Raw genomic sequence first — 21,143 nt, 5'->3', positions numbered from 1 at the left:
GGCCGGATCGGAACACAAACTCCTCGATCACGGCGTGATGGGGCGGGGGCGGTTTGGTGGGGGTGGGGTGGGGAAGGCGGTGCGGACGAGTGTTGCCGACGGGAGGGGCCCCCGGTGGGATATCGGGCACGCGACGGTGAGGAGCCGGTCGACCCGGCGCACGCCGAGGACGAGGCCGGGCAGGTGCCCCTGGTGCAGACGGCCGCGGACACCGACGTGCCGGCGCCCGCTCCCGGTGCGCCGAAACCGGACGAGGTGACCGAGGACGACGGATCCGGAATGGCTGGCGGCGCCTCCGGCAGCAGCTCGGGCGGCTCCTCGATGCCGACCCACCCGGACGCGGCCCGCGGACGGGACGCCGCCCGCTGAACGTTTGCCGTCACCCGCTGCGGGCAGGAGTGCGACATGACCAGTGAAGAGTCCTTCGGCCGCGCGGCCGGCGACGAACCCGACGGCGCGACCGCGTACGAGGCGTCCCTGCGCCCACCGGGCGAATCCCTGCACACCACCGACGACACCGGTGACGACTTCGCCGATCTGCCCGCCGAGGACCGGCGCTCTGCACGCGAGGTCAGCCGGGCCGGTTACGACGTCGACGCGGTCTCCGGCACCGGCGACCCGTCCGAGGAGCCGGAGGAGATCGAGGAGGGCCGGCCGCTGCGCTGACGCGCACGCGGGGTGGCGGCCGGGCCGGCGCCCCGCGCCTCGGTCATGCCCCGGTTCGCCAGCGCGTCCGCGCGCTCGTTCTCCGGGTGCCCGTTGTGGCCCTTCACCCACAGCCACGTCACGTCGTGCCGGGCGCAGGCCGCCTCCAGCGCCTGCCACAGGTCGGCGTTCTTCACCGGCTGCTTCGCGGCGGTCAGCCAGCCGTTGCGCTTCCAGGCGTTCAGCCAGCCGGTGATGCCGTTGCGCACGTACGTGCTGTCGGTGTGCAGCCGTACCGTGACCGGGCGGGTCAGGCTCTCCAGCGCCCGGATCGCGGCGGTCAGCTCCATCCGGTTGTTGGTGGTCGGGGTGGCCTCGCCGCCGCACAGCTCCCGCTCGTGCCCGCCCCAGCGCAGCACCGCACCCCACCCGCCCGGCCCGGGATTGCCGCTGCACGCGCCGTCGGTCCAGATCTCCACGATCCGGCCGGTCTCCGCCTCCGCCATGCCCGGCAACCTACCGGGTGCGCGGGCGCGCGGGACCACCCGACCCGCCGCGCCCGGCTAGCGTGCGAGCATGACCACTCCCCCGGACTTCGCCACGCTCTGCAACTTCCGTGACCTCGGTGGCTGGCGGACCGGGGACGGCCGCGCCGTCGCCCGGGGCCGCCTATACCGCTCCGACTCGCTGGCCAAGCTCGCCGGTGCCGATCTGGAACGGTTCGCGGCGCTCGGCGTGCGCACCGTGATCGACCTGCGGTACCCGTGGGAGATCGCCGACCGCGGCCGGGCCCCGGAGAGCCTCGGCGTCACCTGGCACAACCTGAGCATCGAGCACCGGCCGTACGTGCAGGCCGACATCGACCCCGACGTGGACCCGTGGCGCTACCTGGCCGACCGGTACGCCGAGGTGGCCGAGGACGGCGTGGCCGAGCTACGGCAGGCGATCGAGGTGATCGCGGACGGCGAGCACCCGCTGGTGTTCCACTGCGCGTCCGGCAAGGACCGCACCGGGCTGCTCGCCGCGCTGGTGCTGTCAGTGCTCGGCGTGGACGACGACCAGATCGCTGCGGACTTCGCGCTCACCGAGCACGCCACCGACCGTCTGGTGGCCGAGTGGCGGGACCGCAACGGCGGCGCGACGCCGGGCTGGCCGGCGTACGGGCGGGCACCGGCCGAGATCATCCGGCTGGTGCTGGCCGAGCTGCGGGCCGCGCACGGTTCGGTGCACGGGTACGTGACCGGCCGGCTCGGTGTCGGCGAGGAGACGATCGACGCGCTGCGCGCCCGGCTGCTCACCGGTGACTCCATCCCGCTGCCCACCCAGGGCACCACCGGCAGTACGCCGACGCCGGCCGCCCGGTAGAGCACCTCCGGCCGCCGATACCGGGCGCCGTCGCCGTTCCCACGAAAAGCAGACGACGCCGCTGCCACGGTCTGGCACGCTGCGGGATCGTGGACACGCGGTGGGACGGCCTGCGGGCCGAGGTACGGGCGACGCTCGACGAGCTGGTCTCCTCCGGCCGGGAGACCGGTGTGCAGGTGGCCGCGTACCTGGGCGGGGTCGCGATCGTCGCCGAGCAGGCCGGGCTCGCCGACACCACCACCGGCCGGCCGATGACCGCCGACACGCCCGTGCACGCGGTCTCCACCGGCAAGGGCCTCACCGCCACAGTGGTGCACGTGCTGGCCGAGCGGGGACGGCTCGACTACGACCTGCCGCTGGCCGCCGTGTGGCCGGAGTTCGCCCGGCACGGCAAGGACGGCATCACGCTGCGGCACGTGCTCACCCACACCGCCGGCCTGCCAGCGCTGCCCGCCGACGTCACACCCGAGGACTTCACCGACTGGACGCGCATGTGCGACCTGCTCGCCGGCGCACGGCCGCTGTGGGCACCCGGCGAGCGGCTGGCGTACCACGCCTGGACGTGGGGCTGGCTGGTCGGCGAGGTGGTGCGGCGGGTCACCGGCGCCCCGGTGTCGCGGGTGCTCGCCGAGGAGGTGTCCGGGCCGCTCGGCGTGGACCGGGAACTGTTCCTCGGCGTACCGGAGGCGGACCTGCCCCGGTTGGCGCGGCTGGAGGACGCCGGCCTGTCCGCGCTGATGACCTGGGCCGGGGCCAACCTGCCGCACTTCGACGCGGTCGCGCCACCCGGCGTACGGCCGGACACCGTCATCGGTTCCCGCCCCGACGTGCTGCGCGCCGACGTGCCGTCGGTCGGCACGATGAGCGCCCGCGCGGTGGCCCGGATGTACGCGGCGCTGCTCGGCCCGGTCGACGGGGTGCGGCTGATCTCCGCCGGGCGGATGCGGGAGGTGTCCGCCCCGGCGGTCCGCGCACCGGAGTGGGTGTTCGGGCAGGAGAGCACGTTCGGGCTCGGGTACGCGGTCGACGACGGATCGTTCGGCACCGCGGGTAGCGGCGGGAGCCTCGCGTTCGCGTACCCGAACCTGGGGTTGACGGTGGCGGCGGTGCGCAACCGGCTCGGCGCGGGCGACGGCGACCCGATGGAGAGGCTGCGGACGCTGGTACGCGACCGCGTCGCCGAGGCGACCGGCCACCGAGGCTAGCGGCGCAGGCGGGCCCGCAGCCGCCCGGCCGCGTCGCCGAGCACCGCGCCGGTCATCGGCAGCAGCGGGCTGGACCGCATCACCGCCAGGTCCTCGGCCGGGCTGGTCACGCCGTCGAGGAAGCGCAGCACCCGCTCCGGCGGGTTGCGGTCGAACAGCCGCTCGAAGAACTCCACCCCGCCGACGTGCCCGCGATCCAGTGCGCGCAGCGCCACCGCGTCCATCCACAGGTGCCGTCCCGGGTACGCGGGCGCCGGCACCGGCGGGCGGCCGGCGGCGAGCGCCAGTGCCACCTGGTCGGCCTGGCGCAGCATCGCGGAGAACGTGAATCCGGTGGACGGGCGGGTCGCCCCACCCGCGGTGCCCAGCCGCGCCACTCGAGGGCTGGGACGGGACTCGAACGGTCCGTCGGTCATCGGGATCACACCGTCCTCGACCTCCCGCACCCGCAGCGCGGTCAGGTCCAGGCCGAGCAGGTCGGCGTACCCGCGCAGCGCCGCGTCGTAGCCCGCGTCGTCGAGCAGTTCCGGCCCGAACTCGGTGTACTCGACCAGCGCGAACCGGTCGTCGACAGGCAACACGTACCCGAAGGAGACGCCACGCTGCGGCTGCGGCGTGCGGAAGTCCATCAGCACTGCCCGCTGCGGATCGAACGTCGGCCGGTCGGCGGCCAGCCACCAGCCCCGGAAGTGCTGCAACCAGCTGGTCCGCCCCGGCCGCCGGGGCCGCCGGGGCCGCGAGTCGAGCACCCACCCGGCCCGCACCAGGTCCCGCCCGTCCGGGTCACGGACCGTGACCCGCTCACCGTCGTCGTGCAACTCCCCCGCCGGGACGCTGATCCGGACCGCGTCCAGCCGCCGCTCGGCCGCGGCAGCCCGGTCGTAGACCGGGGCGGAGCGGAGCATGGCGTACCGCAGGGGGTCGAGCGTGAGGACGCGGCGGCCGGCCGGCGTGACCACGTCGACCCGCGACCAGCTCGCGCTCAGCAGTGGGTCGAGGTCGTCGCCGGGCAGACCCCAGAACGCCCAGGTGCGGTCCTGGCCGCGCTTGTGCACCGGGTCGACCACCGCGACCCGCAGCCCGGTCACGCCGTGGCGGTCCAGCGCGGCCAGGACCAGGGATGCGGCGCCGCCGCCGCCGACCAGCGCGAGGTCGACGTCGACCGGGAAGGAAGCGTGCATCCGGCCACGCTGCCACATCGGCGCATGCGGTCACCGGCCGACCCGCGCTCAGGCCACCGGCGCGGGCTTCTGCGGGGCCGGGTCGGCATAGGCGGCGGCCACCGTCGCCCGGTCGAAGACCCGCCACGTCGCGGCGATCACCGCGACCGCCACCGCGAAACCCACCCAGTACGGCGCGGTGATGCCGAACCGGGCCGCCACCACGCCACCGAGCAGCGCGCCGACACAGTTGCCACCAGCCGCGACGAACAACGTGGTGCTGCCGACCCGGCCCATCAGCTCCGGCGGGGTGAGCCGCTGCCGCAGCGAGTTCGCCACGATGTTCCACAACGCGCTGTGCGCCCCGAACGCGAACAACGCGAACCCGACCACGGCCGCACTGCGGGACGCGGCGAGCGCCAGGTGCAGTCCCGCCTCGACCAGCAGCCCGGTCCGCACCGTCCAGGTGGGCGTGATCGCGGCGATCAGCCGGTCCCCCACCAGCGAGCCGAGCACCCCGCCGACCGCCATGCAGGTGAACAACGCGCCGTAGCCGACCGAGCCGAGGCCCAGCCGCTCGGTGGCGAGCAGCACCAGCACCGCCACGGCGGCGGTGAGCGTGACGTTGAGCAGGCCGATCAGCACGGTCATGGTGCGCAGCAGCCGCTGCCGCCACAGCCAGCGGAACCCCTCCGCGACCTCCGCCCGCACCGACCGCCGCCCGTCCGGCGCCGGCCCGCCGCGGTACGTCCCGGCGAGCAGCCCGACCAGCACGGCGCTCAGCGCGTACGTGCCGGCGTTGAGGGCGAACGGCAGCGACGCCGCCAGCACGAACAGGAACCCGCCGAGTGGGCCGGCGATCATGTTCTGCATCACCTGGGTGCCGCCGCCCAGCCAGCCGTTCGCGCGTTCCAGCAGGGAGCGCGGCACCACCGCCGGCAGCACCGCCTGCGCGGCGGTCCGGAACACCACCTCACCGGTGTTAACCACGAACAGCACCGCGTAGAGCAGCGCGATCCCGGCCCGGTCGGCGAGCATCGCCGCGGCGAGCACCGCGAGCGCGCCGACGCGTACCCAGTCGATGAGCACCATCAGCCGCCGCCGGTCCACCCGGTCGGCCAGCACGCCACCGGGCAGCGCGAACAGCAGCCACGGCAGCCACGACACCGCCGCCCCGGCCGACACCACAAGCGGATCGTCGGTGATCGACGCCACGTACAACGGCGCGCCACCGTCGCCGTCCCACTCCCCAGCGCGGACAGCGTGCTCGCCGTCCACAGTCGGGCGAAGCGCCCGCCGAGCCGTTCCCCCGTCACGGCGAGGCAACCTACCAGCGGCGATGAACCCTGCCGACCGGTTTTACGCCCGCCAGGCGAGCACCACCGGCGCGAGCGGGTCGGCCACGTCGAGCACCACGTCCGCGTGCCGCGCCGGGTTCGCCTCGGCCCGGTACCGCGCCTGCCCCGGCAGGTAGCGCGCCCGGTACCGGCGGCGCACCTCCTCGGCCGAGCCGAACACCTCCAGGTCGCGGATCAGTGCCCGGCGCAGCGTCTCGGCCGGCTCCACGTGCAGGTAGACCGTCACGTCCCAGTGCGACCGCAACTCCGGCCGGAGCAGGAACACCCCGTCGAGGAGCAGCACCGCGTCCGCCGGCGCGGTCACCCGCGCCGCGGGAACCGGCTTCTCGGCGCGCAGGTCGTACGCCACCCGCAGGTACCGCCGGTCACCGCCGGGTCCGAGCGGGCGCAGCACCCGCTCCACCAGCGTCTCGTGGTCGAACGCGTCCCGGTAGTAGCCCTCCGGCGACAGCGGCCCCCGCGCCCGGCGGACCGCGGCGGGCCGGTGGAAGCCGTCGACGCTCACCCGGAGCACCGGCCTCCGCTGCCCCAGCACCTCGGCCAGGTCATCGGCCAGCCGGGTCTTGCCCGCCGCATCAGGGCCGTCGACGGCCACCCGCAGCGGGTGCGGCGGACGGCGCGCGGCGAGGTCGTCGGCGAGCCGGGCCAGCACCCGCGCCCGCGTCCCGGTCATCCGTCGGCCCGCGCCGGGCGGCGGCTGTTGAGGCGGGCCGCCTGCCGGTTCAGGTGGTCGCGTTCGGCCAGGCTGGACGCCCGGCGGGCCGCCTCCGCGTACAGCGCGGCCGCCCGGTCCGGGTCGCCGTCGCGTTCGTGCAGGTAAGCGGCCACCGCCGTGTACCGGGGCAGCGTGTCGTCCAGCGCCGCGAGCGCCGCCAGCCCGGCGCGCGGGCCGTCCGCCTCGCCCACCGCCACCGCCCGGTTGAGCCGGGCGATCGGGCTGCCGGTCAGGCGGACCAGTTCGTCGTACCACTCGACGATCTGCACCCAGTCGGTCTCCGCCGCGGTGGGCGCGTCGGCGTGCAGCGCCGCGACGGCGGCCTGGGCCTGGAACTCGCCCAGCCGATCCCGGGACAGGGCGGTCTGGAGGATGCCCACACCCTCGGCGATCAGCGTCGTGTCCCACCGGCCGCGGTCCTGCTCGGCCAGCGGCACCAGGCTGCCGTCGGGCGCGGTCCGCCCGGCCCGGCGGGCGTGGTGCAGCAGCATGAGCGCGAGCAGCCCGGCCACCTCCGGATGGTCGATCGCGGCGGCGAGCTGCCGGGTGAGCCGGATCGCCTCGGCCGCCAGGTCCACGTCGCCGGAGTAGCCCTCGTTGAACACCAGGTACAGCACCCGCAGCACGGTGGCGACGTCACCGGGCTGGTCGAACCGGACCCCGGAGACGGTGCGCTTGGCGCGGCTGATCCGCTGCGCCGTGGTGGCCTCCGGCACCAGGTACGCCTGCGCGATCTGCCGGGTGGTGAGCCCGCCGACGGCACGCAGCGTCAACGCGACGGCCGACGACGGGCTCAGCGACGGATGCGCGCAGAGGAAGTAGAGCCGCAGCGTGTCGTCCACCGCCGGCACCGGGCCGGGTGGCGGCTCCTCGTCCACGAGGTCCTCACGCCGGCGCCGGGCGGCGTCGGCGCGGACCACGTCGAGGAACCGCCGCCACGCCACTGTGACCAGCCAGCCGCGCGGATCGCGGGGCGTGTCGGCCGGCCAGACGCGCAGCGCCTCGATCAGCGCGTCCTGCACGGCGTCCTCGGCCGCCGCGAAGTCGGCTCCGCGGCGGACGAGGACACCGAGCACGCCCGGGATGAGGCTGCGGAGCGCGACCTCGTCCATCGGACGGATCACTCGGTGATGGTCGGCGGCGCGGTCAGGAACGGGCGCAGCTCCAGCCACTCGTGGATCGGCTTGCCGCCCTGCCCCGGCGCGGCCGACAGCTCACCGGCCAGTTCGAGCGCGCGCTCGTAGCTGTCCACGTCGATCACCATCCAGCCGGCGATGAGGTCCTTCGTCTCGGCGAACGGGCCGTCGGTGACCGGCGGGCGTCCCTCGCCGTCGTAGCGGACGAACGTGCCCTCCGGGGCGAGCGCCTGGCCGTCGACGTACTCGCCGCTCTCCTGGAGCCGCGCCGCGAACTCCTGCATGTAGTTCACGTGCGCGGAGATCTCCTCCGGCGTCCACTTGTCGATCATCGGCATGTCGGTGACCGGAGTCGGGCCGCCGCGGTAGTGCTTCAGGAGCAGGTACTTCATGAGTGTCTCCTCGTGGAGTCGTGCGGTCCATTCTGGCCGCGTTCACTCCGGGGACGAAGCTGCCCGTCCGTTCTCGACATCGGTGGCGGAGGAATTTCGGGCGTCACCTCGTGTAGGGCATCCTAGGAGGCTGGTTCTAGTGGTCCGAGCCGCCCGCCCCCGTCGCGGCGGCCCGGACCCGTCAGCGGATCGCCCGGCCGTCAGCGGGCGGCGGTCCGGCGCAGGCCGGTGATCAGCACCGCGCCCGCGACCAGGTGCAGCGCCACCAGCGTCAGCGTCGCCGCGCCCCCCACTCCCCCGCCCAGCGGCCCGAGCAGCGACACCAGCAGCACCAGGCCCGCGACCACCGTCCAGGCCGTCCGGGCGCGGGCGGTGAGCCGCTCCAGCAGGGCCAGCAGCGCCCAGCCGGCCAGCCCGGCTAGCAGCGTGCTCACCACCACCGCCACCGGCGTCACCCGCTGGTCGGCGGAGCCGCTGCGCGTTATCAGCTCCACCCCGGCGACCGGTACCGCGACCACCCATCCCAGCAGCGCGGCGACGGTCGCCGCGAACACCGCGAGCAGACGGTCCCGGCGGCGGTTCGGGCGGGCGGCGACGGTCGGGATCGTGGTCTCCATCGGTGACTCCTCCACATCGGGACGACTGCCGGAAACGCTAGGTCCGGCCTGCCGCCGCGCGGATCGGGCCACGGAGCGGTTCCCGGCTCCGCCGCCGGACCGACCACCGGCCCGGATCTCCGTCCGGCGACCGATGAGAAGCGGTGGACCGGCGGCCTAGCATCCGGACATGAGGTGCGCGTCCCGGTCCCGGTTCCTGCTGCTGCTCGACGGCGGCATCGCCACCGCGAGCCTCGCCGTGTGCCTGCTCGCGCTACTGGCCTCCGACGCCGGCCCGGACACGCCCGGCGCGACCGCCGTCGCGGTCGGCCTCGCCGTCGCGCAGGCGAGTTGTCTGCTGTGGATCCGGCGCCACCCGGGGTACGCCGCCGGCGTCGCCGCGCTCGCGGGCGTCGGCCTGGAGGCGCTCTGCCCGCAGCTCGGCTGGCTCGGCCTGGTCGCCATCCCGATGGCGTACGTGGCCCGGCTGCGCCCGCCCCGGTACTCGCTCGTCGCACTCGGACTGCTGCTGGCGCCCACACCGTGGAAGCTGGTCACCGGCGGCTGGCGGGACCTGCTGCTGGCGGTGACCGCGCTGGCCCTGAGCTGGACGCTCGGCGAACTGCAACGGGGCCAGGCGCAACGGCGCTGCGCGTGGGAACGGCAGGTGCTGGCGGCCGAGCGGGAACGCATCTCCCGGGAACTGCACGACGTGGTGGCGCACCACGTCGCGGTCATCGCGGTGCAGGCCGGCGCCGCCGAGGACGTGTTCGACGAGCACCCGGCGCAGGCCCGGGCCGCGCTCGCCGCGATCGACACGGCGGCCCGGTCGGCGCTGACCGAACTACGGTCCATGCTGCACGCGCTCGCCGTCGACGACGGGTCCGAGCAGGGCGGGCCACAGCCGGGGCTGGCGCAGCTCGACGCGCTCGCCGACGCGGTACGGGCGGTCGGTCTGCCGGTGACGCTGCACCGGGAGGGCGACGGCGAGGCGCTACCCGGCGGGGTGCAGCTGTCGGCGTACCGGATCGTGCAGGAGTCACTGACGAACGCGCTGCGCCACGGGCACGCCACCCGCGCCGACGTGGACGTCCACTACCGCGACGGCGTACTGCGGCTGGAGGTCGTCAACGACGGCCCGGCGCCCGCCCGCCGGCCCGGTACGCCCACCGGGCGCGGCATCGTCGGCATGCGGGAGCGGGCCCGGCTGCTCGGCGGCACGCTGGACGCCGGCCCGCTGCCGGCCGGCGGGTTCCGGGTCCACGCGCGACTGCCGGTCGGAGCGGGCCGGTGACCGTGCGGGTGGTGGTCGCCGACGACCAGGAGCTGATCCGCGCCGGGCTGCGCACAGTCCTCGACGCGCGGCCCGACCTGAGCGTGGTCGGCGAGGCCGCCGACGGCGTCGAGGCGGTCGCGGTGGCGACGCGGACGAGGCCGGACGTGGTGCTGATGGACGTGCGGATGCCCCGGCGCGACGGCATCGCGGCCACCCGGGACCTGGTGGCCGCCGGCAACCCGGCCCGGGTGGTCATGCTGACCACGTTCGACCTGGACGAACACGTCTACGCCGCGCTGCGCGCCGGGGCGAGCGCGTTCCTGCTCAAGGACACCCGCCCGGCCGACCTCGCCGAGGCGGTACGCGTGGTGGCGCGCGGCGAGGCCCTGCTCGCGCCCACAGTGACCCGGCGGCTGCTGGACCGGTACGCCGAACGCCTGCCCGCGCCCGCGCCCACCGGCGACGTGCTCGCCGTGCTGACCGCGCGCGAGCGGGAGGTGCTGACGCTCACCGCGCGGGCACTGTCCAATGCGGAGATCGCCGCCCGGCTGCACCTGAGCACCGCCACCGTGAAGACCCACGTCTCGGCGATCCTCACCAAGCTGGGCCTGCGCGACCGGATCCAGGCGGTGGTGCTCGCGTACGACACCGGACTGGTCCGGCCGGAGCCGCCGGTCCGGTAGGCAACCGAACCGGACAGCGGACCCAGACGTACCGAACCGGGACGGTTCGCCGCCCGGCCTGGCCCGGCATGTCCGCCGTCTCGCGGCGGCAGGGAGCACACCGGACGGCAACGAAGATTTCTCAATTACCCCCAGTGACCGCCGCAACCCTCCTAGTGTTGGCCACACCGGTGCTCGTCACGGAGTTGGCCACCCGAACGACGTCCCACGCCTACAGCGGACGAAAAGTGAGGGAAGACGCGGATGAAGGCACAGTCATTTCTCGGATCGGCGGCGTTCGGCGTGGGCCTCGGCGCACTGCTGCTCCCGGCCGCCGCGCTGGCGGACACCAGAGTCTCACCCGCCACCACCCCGGTCGGCGGCACCGTCGTGCTGACCACCACGTGCAACCCGAACGCCGGTGACGCGATCTTCCGGGTCACCGGCCCGGACCGGGACCAGAACGTCCGGTCCACCACTGCGGCCGCGGGCGGTGGCCTGAGCGCCGAACTGTTCACCGCCGGGTTCACGCTCGGCACGTACACCGTGGCCACCACCTGCGGCGACGGCAGCGACGGCGGCAGCGCCACGTTCACCGTCACGCCGATCGGTGGTGCGCAGGCCGGTGGCGGCGGGCGCGACGGCGACACCGGAGTGCTGATCGCCGGTGGCGTGCTGGCCGCCGGGGCGCTCGCCGGTGGCGCGTACGCGGTCATCCGCCGGCGCCGCGCGGACGCCGTAGCCTGACCGGCTCGCCGGGCGGTCCGCCCGCGCCGGATGCTCCGGCGCGGGCGCCGCGTCTCCGTCGAACGGAGGTGGGATGCTGTCGGAGTCGCAGCGCCGGTCGCGCCTGCACACCGCCGTCCTGGTCACCGCCGTCACCGTCGCCGCCGCCACCGGCACCGGCCTGGTCTCGGCCGGGCTCGGCACCACATCGGCGTCACCACCGCAGCCCGGCGTCTCCGCCGCGCCCGCCACCGAACGGCCGGGTACGGCAGGTCCGGCGCTCCCCCGGTCCACGCCGGTCCGGGTCACCGTCCCGCGCATCGGCGTCGACGCCGAGATCGTCCCGGTCGCCACCGACGCGGACGGCGCGCTCGAGGTGCCACCGCTGGACCGCCCGGAGGTCACCGGCTGGTACCACCCCGGTCCCGCCCCCGGCCAGGCCGGCAACGCGGTGCTGGTCGGGCACGTCGACTCGCAGCACGGCCCGGCGGTCTTCTTCGACCTCGGGCGGCTGCGCGGCGGCGACACGATCCGGGTGCTGCGGGCCGACGGCCGGACCGCGACGTTCACTGTGGACGGCGTCGGGGCGTACCCGAAGGAGCGCTTCCCCACCGCGCGGGTCTACGGCGGCGACGCGGCGGCGCGGCTCCGGTTGATCACGTGCGGCGGGCGGTTCGACCCGCGCACCGGCAGCTACCCGGACAACATCGTCGTCTTCGCCACCGCGACCCGGTGACGCTCAGTCCGCCAGGTCGGCCAGCTCCGCGCCGAGGAGTTCCGCCAGCAGCTCCACCCGGCCCGGGTCGTTGTCGGCGGTGATGTTCCGGCTGGGCATCTCGACGGTCATCAGCAGGTAGAGGTAGAGCCGGTAGAGCCCGAGCCGCCGCCGCGCCCCGGCGTCGAGCGGGAACGGCGCCGCCGCCCGGTAGGCGCGCACCAGCGGGTCGTCCGGCTCGTCCTCGGCGCGGCGGAACAGCAGCGGCGACACCAGGTCCATCAGCGGGTCACCCCACAGGTACCGCTCGCCGTCGACCAGGCCGCTCAGGCGCGGCGTGCCGTCCGGCCCGTCGACGGCGAGCACGTTCCCGGCCCAGCCGTCGAAGTGCAGCAGCGCCGGGCGGTCGACCGCGTCGAGCACCGCCGCGTGCCGCGCCACCAGCTCCCGGATCCGGGAGGCGGGCACCGGCAGCGGCACCGCCCAATCCGCGGCATCGGCGAGCATGTCGTCCACCATCGCCGTGTACGCGTCCCGCCACGTCGCGCCGGAGGCCCGGTCGCCGTCGTAGCCGTACCGCTCGCCGGTGACCGTGTGCAGCGCGGCGAGCGCGCGGCCGAACTCGGCGCGCAGCGGACCGACGTCCGCGCCGGCCTGGCTCAGGTCCCAGAGGGTACGACCCGGTAGCCGCGCCATGAGCAGCCAGTCGCCCAGCTCGGGGTCGGTTCCGTGCCGCAGCAGCGCCGGCGTCGGCACCCCCGGTGCGCGGTCGGCCACCAGGCGCAGGTAGTGCGCCTCCGCGCCGATCATGTCCCGCTCGTAGCGCAGCAACGGCACGTGCGGCGGCGGACCGACCTTGAGCACCACCTCGCGGCCGTCGGTGAGGCGTACCCACCAGACGGCGGCGAAGCCGCCACCGGTCAGCGGCCCGCAGTCGGCCACCTCGGCGCCGGATCCGAGCGAGGCGGTGAGGTAGCGGCGGACCTGCGCGGGGTCGAGAGCACGCTGAGTAGGACTCACGCTCATGGTCCGGGGAGCCTAGTGCGTCGAGGTGCCGGGAAGGGCCCCTGCTGGGCACCGCCCCGGCGCTTGGGAGAATCGTGGCATGGCGAAACGGGGTCAAAGTCCGGCGGTGTGCCCGTGCGGCACCGGCCGGCCGTACGCGGACTGCTGCGCCCCGGTCCACCGGGGCGAGGCGACGGCGGCGACCGCGGAGGCGCTGATGCGGTCCCGGTTCAGCGCGTTCGCGCTCGGCGACGCCGCGTACCTGCGGCACAGCTGGCACTCCAGCACCCGCCCCGAGCGGCTGGAGCTGGACCCGGGCACCCGCTGGACCCGGCTGGAGATCGTGGAGACCGGGCAGGGCGGCCTGTTCGACAGCGCCGGTACGGTCCGGTTCCGGGCGCACTACCGCGAGAGTGGCCGGGCGGGCGTGCTGGCCGAGCACAGCCGCTTCGCCCGCGAGGACGGCCGCTGGGTCTATCTGGACGCACTGCCCGAGTGACGGTCAGGCCGGGCGCGGTCAGGCCGGGCGGGGGGTGGGCTGGGCAAGCTCGGCGATCTCGCGGGGTAGCTGGGACAGCGCGCGGTTGAACTGGGCCGGCCCGATCACCCGGTGCAGCGCCTGCAACACCGCCCGCGCGCCGCGCTCGGCGTCGGACGGGGTCGCGCCGGAGCGCTCGGCGACCCGGCGCAGGAACTCGTCGTACCCGAAGACCTCCGGGTCCTCGACCCGGGCGCGGGCCAGCAGCGGACGCAGCTCGTGCGCGAGGTGCGCGGACAGGTCGTCGGCCTCGCCGCCGCTGATCCGTTCGGCGAGCGTGCGCAGCGTCGCCTCGGTCAGCGCGCGGGCCGTCTCGACCGGCACGCCGGCGCGGGCGGACACCCGCGCGTAGAACTCCGGTTCGGCCATCGTCCGTCCTCCCGTCGCAACGGCAGCGTGGCTACCCGCCGCCGGCCGCCGCAAACACCGCCGGCCCCGGCGAACAGGCGCTCAGGCCAGGGCCCGCGCCGCCGAGACGATCGCGCCGACGCCGATACCGGCCCGGTCGAACTGCTGGGCAGGGGTGCCGGAACCGGGCAGCCCGCGTACCGCCAGGTGGTTGACCCGGGCCGGTTCGCCCAGGTCGGCGAGCGCCTCCAGCACCGCGGAGCCCAACCCACCTTCCGGGTAGTGGTCCTCGACCACTACCAGCCGCCCGCCGGTCTCCACGACGGTCTCGGCCAGGCGTTGCCGGTCCACCGGCTTGATCGAGTACATGTCGATCACCCGGGCGTCGATGCCCTCGCGGGTCAGTTCGTCGGCGGCGGCGAGGCACAGGTGCACCGTCACGCCGGTGCCGAGCAGCGCCACGTCGCCGCCGTCGCGCACCATCCGGCTGCCGCCGATCGGGAACGGCTCGGCGTCGTCGTAGAGCACCGGGTACTTGCCACGCGTGGTGCGCAGGTAGGTGATGCCCGGGTGGTCGGGCATCTGGGCGACGAGGGCCGCGCAGGAGACCGCGTCGGCCGGGCAGAGCACCGTGGAGCCGGGCACGGCCCGCAGCGCGGCGATGTCCTCCAGCCCCATCTGGGACGGGCCGTCCGCGCCGATCTCCACCCCGGCGTGCGACCCGACCAGCGCGATGTCGGCCCGGGACACCCCGGCCATCCGGATGAAGTCGTAGGCCCGGGACCAGAACGCGGCGAACGTCGCCGCGAACGGCCGGTAGCCGCGCACCGCCAGGCCCACCGCCGCGGCGGTGAGCTGCTGTTCGGCGATGAACATCTGGAAGAACCGATCCGGGTACGCGGTGGCGAAGCGCTCCGCCCGGGTGGAGTCGCTGACCTCGCCGTCGAGCGCGACCACGTCGGGCCGGGCGGCGCCGAGGGCGCGCAGCGCGTCACCGTACGCGTCCCGCGTGGCGACCTTCGCGCCACGCTCGTATCGCGGCAGCTCCGGCTGCCCGTGCTCGGCCGGGGCGGTGCGCGGCGCGGCCGGTGGTTTCGGTCCGGCGACCCGGATGCGCCGGGGCCCGCCGAGCGCCCGGACGGCCCGATCGGCCAGCTCCGGGTCGAACGGCTTGCCGTGCCAGGACGGGTCGTTCTCCACCGCGGGTACGCCCTTGCCCTTGACCGTACGGGCCAGGACCACTGTCGGCCCGGTCGCGTCGCGGGCCTGCCCGTACGCCTCGTCGATCGCGCCCAGGTCGTGGCCGTCGACCACGATCGCCCGGCAGCCGAACGCCTCGACGCGCCGCCGGTAGGTGTCCAGGTCCCACTCCAGCTCGGTGGGGCCGCGCTGGCCGAACCGGTTGACGTCCACGATCGTGGTGAGGTTGCGCAGCCCGTAGTGGCCGGCCTTGTCCAGCGCCTCCCACACCGAGCCCTCGGCGGTCTCGCTGTCGCCGCAGAGCACCCAGACGTGCGCGGGCGACCGGTCGAGGTACTGGGCGGCGAGCGCCACCCCGACGCCGACCGGCAGTCCCTGCCCGAGCGAGCCGGTGGCGACGTCCACCCAGGGCAGCACCGGCGTGGGGTGGCCCTGCAGGCGCGACCCGGATCGCCGGTACGTCTCCAGCAGCTCCTGCTCGCTGATCGCGCCGGTGGCGCGGAACACCGCGTACAGCAGTGGGGAGGCGTGTCCCTTGGAGAAGATCAGGTGGTCGTTGCCGGGGTTGCCCGGGTAGGACCAGTCGTAGCGCAGGTGCCGGGCGACGAGCACGGCGAGCAGGTCGGCGGCGGACAGGCTGGACGTGGGATGCCCGGAGCCGGCCATCGTGCTGCACCTGATCGCGTCCACCCGTAGCTGGGCGGCCAGGTCCGCCAGCCCGGTCAGCTCCTCGTCGCGCAGCGTGCGCTCTGCTTCCAACGTCACCGCGATCGTCTCCCGGGGTCGCCGATGTCCGCACTCACGCTAGGCCGCGCACGCGACCATTGGTCCCCTTTCTGGCGATTCATGCTCGACCGGTGAGCAGCCAGAGCGCCACCAGCAGGTACGGCAGCACCGCGACCGCGAACGCCGCCGGGTTGCCCACCGCGCCGGCGAGCAGCCCGTACCCGCCGTAGAAGACGACGACGGTCAGGTCGGTGGCCATCCCGGCCAGCGACGTGACGGTGGCCCGGGCCGGCCCGGCGATCCGGGCCTGGAGCCGCACGTCGGCGAGCACGGTGGCGAGCTGGAACGCGGCGAACGCCGCCGCCAGCAGCACGAACCCCGCCGAGTGCCGCAGCAGCGCCCCGGCAGCGGTCGCCGCGGCCGCGAACACCAGCAGACCGGCGTACCCGCGGTGGGACAGCCGCTCGCCCAGCGGCGCGAGCAGCCCGCCCACAGTCATCCCGGCCCAGACCAGCAGGAGCAGCAGCGGTACGCCCACCTCGGCCATGCCGACGTCGGCGGCCAGCAGGCCGGTGTACTCGTCGAGCCCGCCCCAGATCGCGGTGACCGCCGCGACCAGCAGCACGGCGGCGCGGACGCGGCGGTTGGCCCGCACCTCGCGCAGGCCCACGCGCAGGCTGTCCAGCCAGCCGGGCTCATCGTCACCCTGCTCCTCCCGCGGCTCGTCGCCCGCGCGCGGCCCGTCCGGTGCGGCGCTCGGGGTCGGCGGCGGGCGGTGTTCCGGGAAGCGGGCCGCGACAGCAGCCGCCAGCAGGCACGCCGCCACGCTCGCCGCGCCGACGGCGAGGTAGCCGCCGAGCGCGAACACCGGCCCGGCGAGCACCCCCGAGCCGACCGCGCCGAGCACCTCGGCGGTGCGGGTCCGGCCGATCAGCCGGGCATACCTGTCGGCCGCGCCGAGGCGTTGCAGCTCGGTGAAGACGAGCGCCTCCAGCGCGCCGGAGCGCAGCGCGCCCCCGGCGCCCCAGAGCAGGAAGCCGGCGGCGAACGCCGGATAGGACGGCAGCAGCACCCAGAGTGCGAACCCGGCGGCGGCCAGCAGCGGCGCGAGGCAGAGCAGCAGGCGGCGCGACACCGCGTCGGCCCATACGCCGGAGGGCACCTCCAGCACGATGCCGGCGGCCGCCCAGAGCACGAACAGCGAGGAGATCTGCCCGACCGACAACCCGGTGTCGGCGAACAGCAGCACGTAGAGCGGGTAGAGCAGGACGAGGTCGGTGAGGAACGCGTACCCGTAGAGCGTCGCCGCCAGACGGCGGGTCGCGGGCACGCGGGCAGGAGCGACGAGCACGGAACCTTCCCACGGGGCGTGACGGACACCGGTCGGAAAGCACGGCGTCCGCGGCGGCCCGCGGGCTCGTCGTTCAGAAAGGCATCAACATCGCCAGGTCATGCCGGGATCCTATCCGCCGAGAGGCGGTCGGGTGGTCCCGGCGGGCACGCGATCGGGGCGGGACCGTGCGGTCCCGCCCCGATTCGTCGCTGCTGTCGGGTCAGCGGCGGAACTTGTCCACGTCGGCCTGCGGAATGACCATGGTGGCCTCGCTGTCCGCGGCCTGCTCGGCCGTCGGCTGGCGTGGCGTGGTCGGCTGGGTGCGCTCGGAGTCCGCGTACGCGGGGATGTGCTGCGTGGCCTCCACGCCCGCCTGCGACGGCACCGGCCCGGTGGCGTCCGCGGCGGCGGCCGACTGGGTGCCCGGGTACGCCGGGACCGGCTGGGTGCGGTCCGCCTCGGCGTCGCGGCTCACCGGCTGGGTCAGCTCGGAATCCGCGTACGGGCCGGTGGCGGCCAGGCGGGCCTCGACGTCACGCCGACCGGCCTGGTAGGCGCGGGCGTGCGTGGCGATGGTGCGCGACTCCTCCTCGGCCCGGGTCAGCCAGTTCTCCCAGCGGCTCTGCATCGGCCGGACCAGCCCGCCGCCGACACCGACGACCAGGATGCCGCCGACGGTGGCGAGCACCGCGATCAGCACCGGGGTGGTGACGGTGGTGGCGACGCCGATCTGGTTGAGCGCGGCGATGACACCGAGGCCCAGGATGAACACCGAGGCGAGGTTCGCCAGCACCCGGCCGTACGAGAGGCCGCCGAGCGCGCTGGAGATGATGTCCTTCACCGCGCGGGCGATGGCCGCGGCGACCACCACGATGACGATGGCGACGAACGCCCGGGGCAGCCAGGCGATCACGCCGGCGATCAGGTCGGAGATGGGGTTCGGGCCCCAGATGCCGAACGCGAGCTGGAGCGTGACCAGCAGAACGCCGTAGTAGGCCAGCTTCGCGACGATGTCGCTGGCGTCGTACTTCGAGCGGGCCAGCGCGGTCTTGATCCCGCCGCGCTCCACGGCCCGGTCGAAGTGGACCCGCTCCAGCACCTTGTCGACGAGCTTCAGCACGGCCTTGGCGATCAGCCAGCCGACGACCAGGATCGCGACGAACGCGACCGCCTTGGGCAGGAACAGCATCACCGAACGGAACGCGTCGCCCACCGCGTCCCCGAAGTTGTCTCTCATCGAAGGGCCTCCACGTGCGTGGTCCAGGTTTGTTCGGGTGGGGCTACCCCGACGCGCGTGCGGGGAAACGCGGTCAGCCTCCGGGGCAGCGGTAGACGACGCGCGTGCCGGCCTGCGCCGTCGTCGGTTCGATGATGTTGACGGTGGCGATGCCGGTGGTCGTCCCGACCCCGGTGAACGTCCACTTGAGGGTGAGGGCCGTGGTGTGCTGGCCGCTGCCGACCCGTTCGGTGAGCACGGCGCCGGGCGGCGCGTCCGAGCGGAACCACTGGTAGCGGATCGTCCCGCCGCGCCCGTTGGTGCGCACGGTGGCCACCACGTCGACCGTCACCTCGCAGGCCACACCGGCCGGCCGGGGCACCGCGACGGAGACCCCCTCGACCTCCAGCGGGCGCAGCCGCTGCCACAGGTAGAGGCCGACCGCCAGCAGCAGCACCACGGTGAGCAGCGTGGACAGCACCGAGACGACGCGACGCCAGACCGGGCGCGGGCGGATCGGAGGTGCGGTGGGCCAGGGCGGCGCGGGCGGCGGCGTGGCCGGTACGCCCGGCCCGAAGCGCAGCTCGCCGCCGGGCGCCCGCCCGCCGCTCCCCGCCCGCGCGTCGCCGGTCCGATCCGGGTACGCCCCGGCGCCCGTCGCCGCCGCACCGGTGGCGTGATGCCGGGGTGGGACGCCGGTGGGCTGCCAGGAGGTGGTGGGCTGCCACGACGCGGTCGGTTCCGCGCCGGGGCGGTCGGTCGGCCCCGGCGTCGGACGCGGATAGACGGTGGCCTGCCCGGTCGTGTTCCCCTGGCGCAGATGGACGGTCGCCTCGTCCGTCGGATGCGCCGGAGCCGGACGCAGGCTCAGCGTCGGCTCGCCGGCTGCCGTGGCTGCACGGAGATGAACCGTCTCCTCGTCTGCCTCGGCTGCCCGGCCCGGGTGCAGGTGCACGGTCGGCTCCGCGCGGTCGACGGCAAGTGGCATCGTCGAGTCGGCGTCGGATCGGGGCCGGGTGAGGTGGACCGTGGGGTCGGCGGCGTCCGCGTCGGGAGCGACCGGCAGGGCGCGGGTGGGCAGCGCCTCGGTGGGCTCGTCGGGGCGGGTCACGCCGACCGTCCCCGGGACGGGCTGCGGTGCGGGGCAGCGGGCACTGTCGTACTCCTAGCCGGGGGTGCAGTCGTGGTAGAGCGTCACGTACACCGGTGACGCCGAGGTGGTCGCGTTGCCGGCGGCGTCGGCGGCGGTGACCCGGATGGGGATGCGGGCGCTGCGCCTGGGCGTGGACAGCGGGCCGAGCGTGCCGGTGAACACGCCGCGCCCGGCGGCGGCCATCCGGATCGTGCCGGTGGCGCCATCGACTGTGTAGCCGAAGGTGACTGTGAGCGCGGCCGGGCCGCTGCGGTCGTCGGTGACGGTGGCGGTGACGGTGCTGCTCTTGGCGCCGTAGGGGCAGCCCTTCGGGTCCAGCTCGCCCGGGTCGGCGCTGACGCCGTCCACGACCGGCGCGGTCACGTCCGGTGGCGGCGGGCTGGTGGTGCGTGACGCGCTGGGGGTGGGTGTGCCGGTGCGGGTCGGCGTGCCGGTCGGGTCGGGGGTGGCCGACGGCGCGGGTGGTGGCGGCGCGGCGGACACGGTGGACGGGCCGGGTGTCGGTGACGGGCTGGGCGTCTCGGCGCCGGTCGGGTCCGGTACGGGTGCGCCGGTGGTGACGGGGGCGGCGCTCGCGGAGCCGGTCGGACCCGCGGCGGACGTGTCGTCGTGGGCGGCGTAGCTGTAGCCGGCGCCCCCGGCCAGGACGGCGGCGACCAGGGCGCCCGCCGCCAGGGCGGTACGGGTGCGGCCCTTGCGGAACCGTCCGCCCCGGCCGGTGGTGGTCGTGCCGAGTTCGGTGTGCGCGACGGCGGTGCCGCCCTCGGCCCGCTCCGGGAACGGCCACAGCGCGGCCAGCAGCACTGCCCGCCGGGCCAGCTCGCGCAGCCCGCGTTCCTCCCATTCCGGGCCGTAGCCGGTGCCGGCGACCCGTTCCAGCAGTTCCAAGAACGCCTCGGCGGACGGCGGGCGCTCGTCGGGGCGTTTGGCCATGCCGTGGCGCAGCAGTTCGTGCACCGGCGGGGGTGCCGCCTCGGCGGGGATCGGCGCGCTGGCGTGCTGGTCGCGCAGGGAGAGCAGGTCCGGTCCCTGGTACGGGGGACGGCCGGTGAGGCACTCGAAGAACGTGGCGGTGGCGGCGTAGACGTCGCACGCGGGGCTTGCCGGGGCACCGGTCCACTGCTCGGGGGCCATGTAGCGGGGCGTGCCGGACACCGTGGTGTCGGAGCCCTGGCCGATCGGCATGGCGATGCCGAAGTCGGCGAGCTTGCTCAGCCCGGCACCGGTGACCAGCACGTTCTCCGGTTTGTAGTCGCGGTGCACGACACCGTGGCCGTGCGCGGCGGCCAGGCCGGCGAGTGAGCCCTTGAGGACGCAGAGCGCGGCCTCGGGTGTGGTCGGGCCGTGTTCGCGCAGCATCTGGCGCAGTGAGACACCGTCGACCAGTTCCATCACGATGGCCGCGCCGTGCGGGCTCTCCACGTACTCGTAGAGGCGGCTGACGTGCGGGTCGTCGATCTCGCCGAGGAGCCGGGCCTCGGTGCGGAACGCGCTCCGGAACGCCGAGTCCTCGCCCAGGTCGCGGATCAGGTACTTGATCGCGACGGGGGTGCCGGTCGCGTCGTGGGTGGCGAGCACGACGCTGCCCGACGCGCCGGCGCCGAGCCGGCGGACCGGGGTGTATCCGGACAGTTCCCAGCCGCTCATGCGACAGACTCCACGGCGTCCCACGG

At 75.2% G+C, this 21,143-nt stretch carries 23 protein-coding genes; 9 read left to right on the top strand and 14 right to left on the bottom strand.

All coding sequences use genetic code 11. The features are described from left to right. Window positions 1-114: 114 nt before the first annotated feature. Together IRY44_RS05850 and IRY44_RS05845 are read left to right on the top strand one after the other, a co-directional pair. Window positions 115-369: a hypothetical protein gene (locus tag IRY44_RS05850; RefSeq protein WP_013286432.1), complete on the top strand. Its 255-nt coding sequence runs from the start codon at window positions 115-117 to the stop codon at window positions 367-369. Between the two features lie 36 nt (window positions 370-405). Further along, entirely contained in the window at window positions 406-666 is a 261-nt protein-coding gene (locus IRY44_RS05845) for a hypothetical protein (protein WP_013286433.1), read from the top strand. Here the strand turns inward: IRY44_RS05845 and rnhA are convergent. Further along, window positions 585-1,151, bottom strand: coding sequence for a ribonuclease HI (rnhA, locus tag IRY44_RS05840; RefSeq protein WP_194799427.1), 567 nt, complete (start codon window positions 1,149-1,151; stop codon window positions 585-587). The genes IRY44_RS05845 and rnhA overlap by 82 nt on opposite strands. Window positions 1,152-1,221: 70 nt before the next feature. Here rnhA and IRY44_RS05835 point away from each other — a divergent pair, with 70 nt between their 5' ends. Together IRY44_RS05835 and IRY44_RS05830 are read left to right on the top strand one after the other, a co-directional pair. Further along, the gene (locus IRY44_RS05835) at window positions 1,222-2,010 is read left to right on the top strand and encodes a tyrosine-protein phosphatase (protein ID WP_194799426.1); all 789 of its coding nucleotides are present in this window, start codon (window positions 1,222-1,224) and stop codon (window positions 2,008-2,010) included. An 89-nt stretch (window positions 2,011-2,099) separates the two neighbouring features. Continuing rightward, window positions 2,100-3,215 (top strand): serine hydrolase domain-containing protein, encoded by a 1,116-nt coding sequence (locus IRY44_RS05830; protein ID WP_194799425.1) that lies wholly within the window; start codon window positions 2,100-2,102, stop codon window positions 3,213-3,215. Here IRY44_RS05830 and IRY44_RS05825 read toward each other — a convergent pair. The 6 genes from IRY44_RS05825 to IRY44_RS05800 form a co-directional block, all read right to left on the bottom strand. After that, window positions 3,212-4,396: a lycopene cyclase family protein gene (locus IRY44_RS05825; RefSeq protein ID WP_194799424.1), complete on the bottom strand. Its 1,185-nt coding sequence runs from the start codon at window positions 4,394-4,396 to the stop codon at window positions 3,212-3,214. The genes IRY44_RS05830 and IRY44_RS05825 overlap by 4 nt on opposite strands. A 48-nt stretch (window positions 4,397-4,444) precedes the next feature. Further along, window positions 4,445-5,590 (bottom strand): MFS transporter, encoded by a 1,146-nt coding sequence (locus IRY44_RS05820; RefSeq protein ID WP_370584862.1) that lies wholly within the window; start codon window positions 5,588-5,590, stop codon window positions 4,445-4,447. A 144-nt stretch (window positions 5,591-5,734) separates the two neighbouring features. Then, window positions 5,735-6,406: a uridine kinase gene (locus IRY44_RS05815; protein WP_194799423.1), complete on the bottom strand. Its 672-nt coding sequence runs from the start codon at window positions 6,404-6,406 to the stop codon at window positions 5,735-5,737. After that, window positions 6,403-7,560, bottom strand: a complete 1,158-nt coding sequence (locus IRY44_RS05810; protein ID WP_194799459.1) for an RNA polymerase sigma factor — start codon at window positions 7,558-7,560, stop codon at window positions 6,403-6,405. The genes IRY44_RS05815 and IRY44_RS05810 overlap by 4 nt, the downstream gene beginning before the upstream one ends. Before the next feature lie 8 nt (window positions 7,561-7,568). Further along, window positions 7,569-7,976, bottom strand: a complete 408-nt coding sequence (locus IRY44_RS05805) for a YciI family protein (protein WP_194799422.1) — start codon at window positions 7,974-7,976, stop codon at window positions 7,569-7,571. 200 nt (window positions 7,977-8,176) lie between these two features. Further along, window positions 8,177-8,593 (bottom strand): DUF6069 family protein, encoded by a 417-nt coding sequence (locus tag IRY44_RS05800; RefSeq protein WP_194799421.1) that lies wholly within the window; start codon window positions 8,591-8,593, stop codon window positions 8,177-8,179. A gap of 169 nt (window positions 8,594-8,762) precedes the next feature. Here IRY44_RS05800 and IRY44_RS05795 point away from each other — a divergent pair, with 169 nt between their 5' ends. The 4 genes from IRY44_RS05795 (at window position 8,763) to IRY44_RS05780 (ending at window position 11,972) form a co-directional block, all read left to right on the top strand. Further along, on the top strand, window positions 8,763-9,866 hold the full coding sequence (locus tag IRY44_RS05795) for a sensor histidine kinase (RefSeq protein WP_194799420.1): 1,104 nt from the start codon (window positions 8,763-8,765) through the stop codon (window positions 9,864-9,866). Then, complete coding sequence (locus IRY44_RS05790; RefSeq protein ID WP_194799419.1) at window positions 9,863-10,531, top strand: response regulator transcription factor; 669 nt, start codon at window positions 9,863-9,865, stop codon at window positions 10,529-10,531. The genes IRY44_RS05795 and IRY44_RS05790 overlap by 4 nt, the downstream gene beginning before the upstream one ends. A 243-nt stretch (window positions 10,532-10,774) precedes the next feature. Further along, window positions 10,775-11,257 carry a hypothetical protein gene (locus IRY44_RS05785; protein ID WP_194799418.1) on the top strand — a complete coding sequence of 161 codons (483 nt, stop codon included), beginning with the start codon at window positions 10,775-10,777 and terminating at the stop codon, window positions 11,255-11,257. A 73-nt stretch (window positions 11,258-11,330) separates the two neighbouring features. Beyond that, window positions 11,331-11,972 carry a class F sortase gene (locus tag IRY44_RS05780; RefSeq protein WP_194799417.1) on the top strand — a complete coding sequence of 214 codons (642 nt, stop codon included), beginning with the start codon at window positions 11,331-11,333 and terminating at the stop codon, window positions 11,970-11,972. 3 nt (window positions 11,973-11,975) lie between these two features. On the opposite strand, the gene IRY44_RS05775 is transcribed toward IRY44_RS05780, so the two are convergent. Continuing rightward, on the bottom strand, window positions 11,976-12,977 hold the full coding sequence (locus IRY44_RS05775; protein ID WP_194799416.1) for a phosphotransferase family protein: 1,002 nt from the start codon (window positions 12,975-12,977) through the stop codon (window positions 11,976-11,978). A gap of 79 nt (window positions 12,978-13,056) precedes the next feature. On the opposite strand from IRY44_RS05775, the gene IRY44_RS05770 reads away from it, so the two are divergent. Next, a complete protein-coding gene (locus IRY44_RS05770; RefSeq protein WP_194799415.1) occupies window positions 13,057-13,455 on the top strand; it encodes a YchJ family protein in 399 nt (132 codons plus the stop codon). An 18-nt stretch (window positions 13,456-13,473) separates the two neighbouring features. On the opposite strand, the gene IRY44_RS05765 is transcribed toward IRY44_RS05770, so the two are convergent. The 6 genes from IRY44_RS05765 to IRY44_RS05740 form a co-directional block, all read right to left on the bottom strand. Then, window positions 13,474-13,863 (bottom strand): DUF2267 domain-containing protein, encoded by a 390-nt coding sequence (locus tag IRY44_RS05765; RefSeq protein WP_194799414.1) that lies wholly within the window; start codon window positions 13,861-13,863, stop codon window positions 13,474-13,476. Window positions 13,864-13,944: 81 nt separating this feature from the next. Beyond that, the gene (locus IRY44_RS05760; RefSeq protein ID WP_194799413.1) at window positions 13,945-15,807 is read right to left on the bottom strand and encodes a transketolase; all 1,863 of its coding nucleotides are present in this window, start codon (window positions 15,805-15,807) and stop codon (window positions 13,945-13,947) included. 79 nt (window positions 15,808-15,886) lie between these two features. Beyond that, the gene (locus IRY44_RS05755; protein WP_194799412.1) at window positions 15,887-17,119 is read right to left on the bottom strand and encodes an MFS transporter; all 1,233 of its coding nucleotides are present in this window, start codon (window positions 17,117-17,119) and stop codon (window positions 15,887-15,889) included. 202 nt (window positions 17,120-17,321) lie between these two features. Continuing rightward, window positions 17,322-18,338, bottom strand: coding sequence for a hypothetical protein (locus IRY44_RS05750; RefSeq protein ID WP_194799411.1), 1,017 nt, complete (start codon window positions 18,336-18,338; stop codon window positions 17,322-17,324). A gap of 73 nt (window positions 18,339-18,411) precedes the next feature. Further along, window positions 18,412-19,428: a hypothetical protein gene (locus IRY44_RS05745; RefSeq protein WP_194799410.1), complete on the bottom strand. Its 1,017-nt coding sequence runs from the start codon at window positions 19,426-19,428 to the stop codon at window positions 18,412-18,414. Window positions 19,429-19,482: 54 nt separating this feature from the next. Beyond that, window positions 19,483-21,117, bottom strand: a complete 1,635-nt coding sequence (locus tag IRY44_RS05740; protein ID WP_194799409.1) for a serine/threonine-protein kinase — start codon at window positions 21,115-21,117, stop codon at window positions 19,483-19,485. Window positions 21,118-21,143: the final 26 nt, after the last annotated feature.

It is taken from the genome of Micromonospora sp. ANENR4 (assembly GCF_015354395.1).
GTDB lineage: Bacteria > Actinomycetota > Actinomycetes > Mycobacteriales > Micromonosporaceae > Micromonospora > Micromonospora aurantiaca.
The sequence above is the reverse complement of the archived record's forward strand: the minus strand, read 5'-3'. Positions and strand labels throughout refer to the sequence as shown.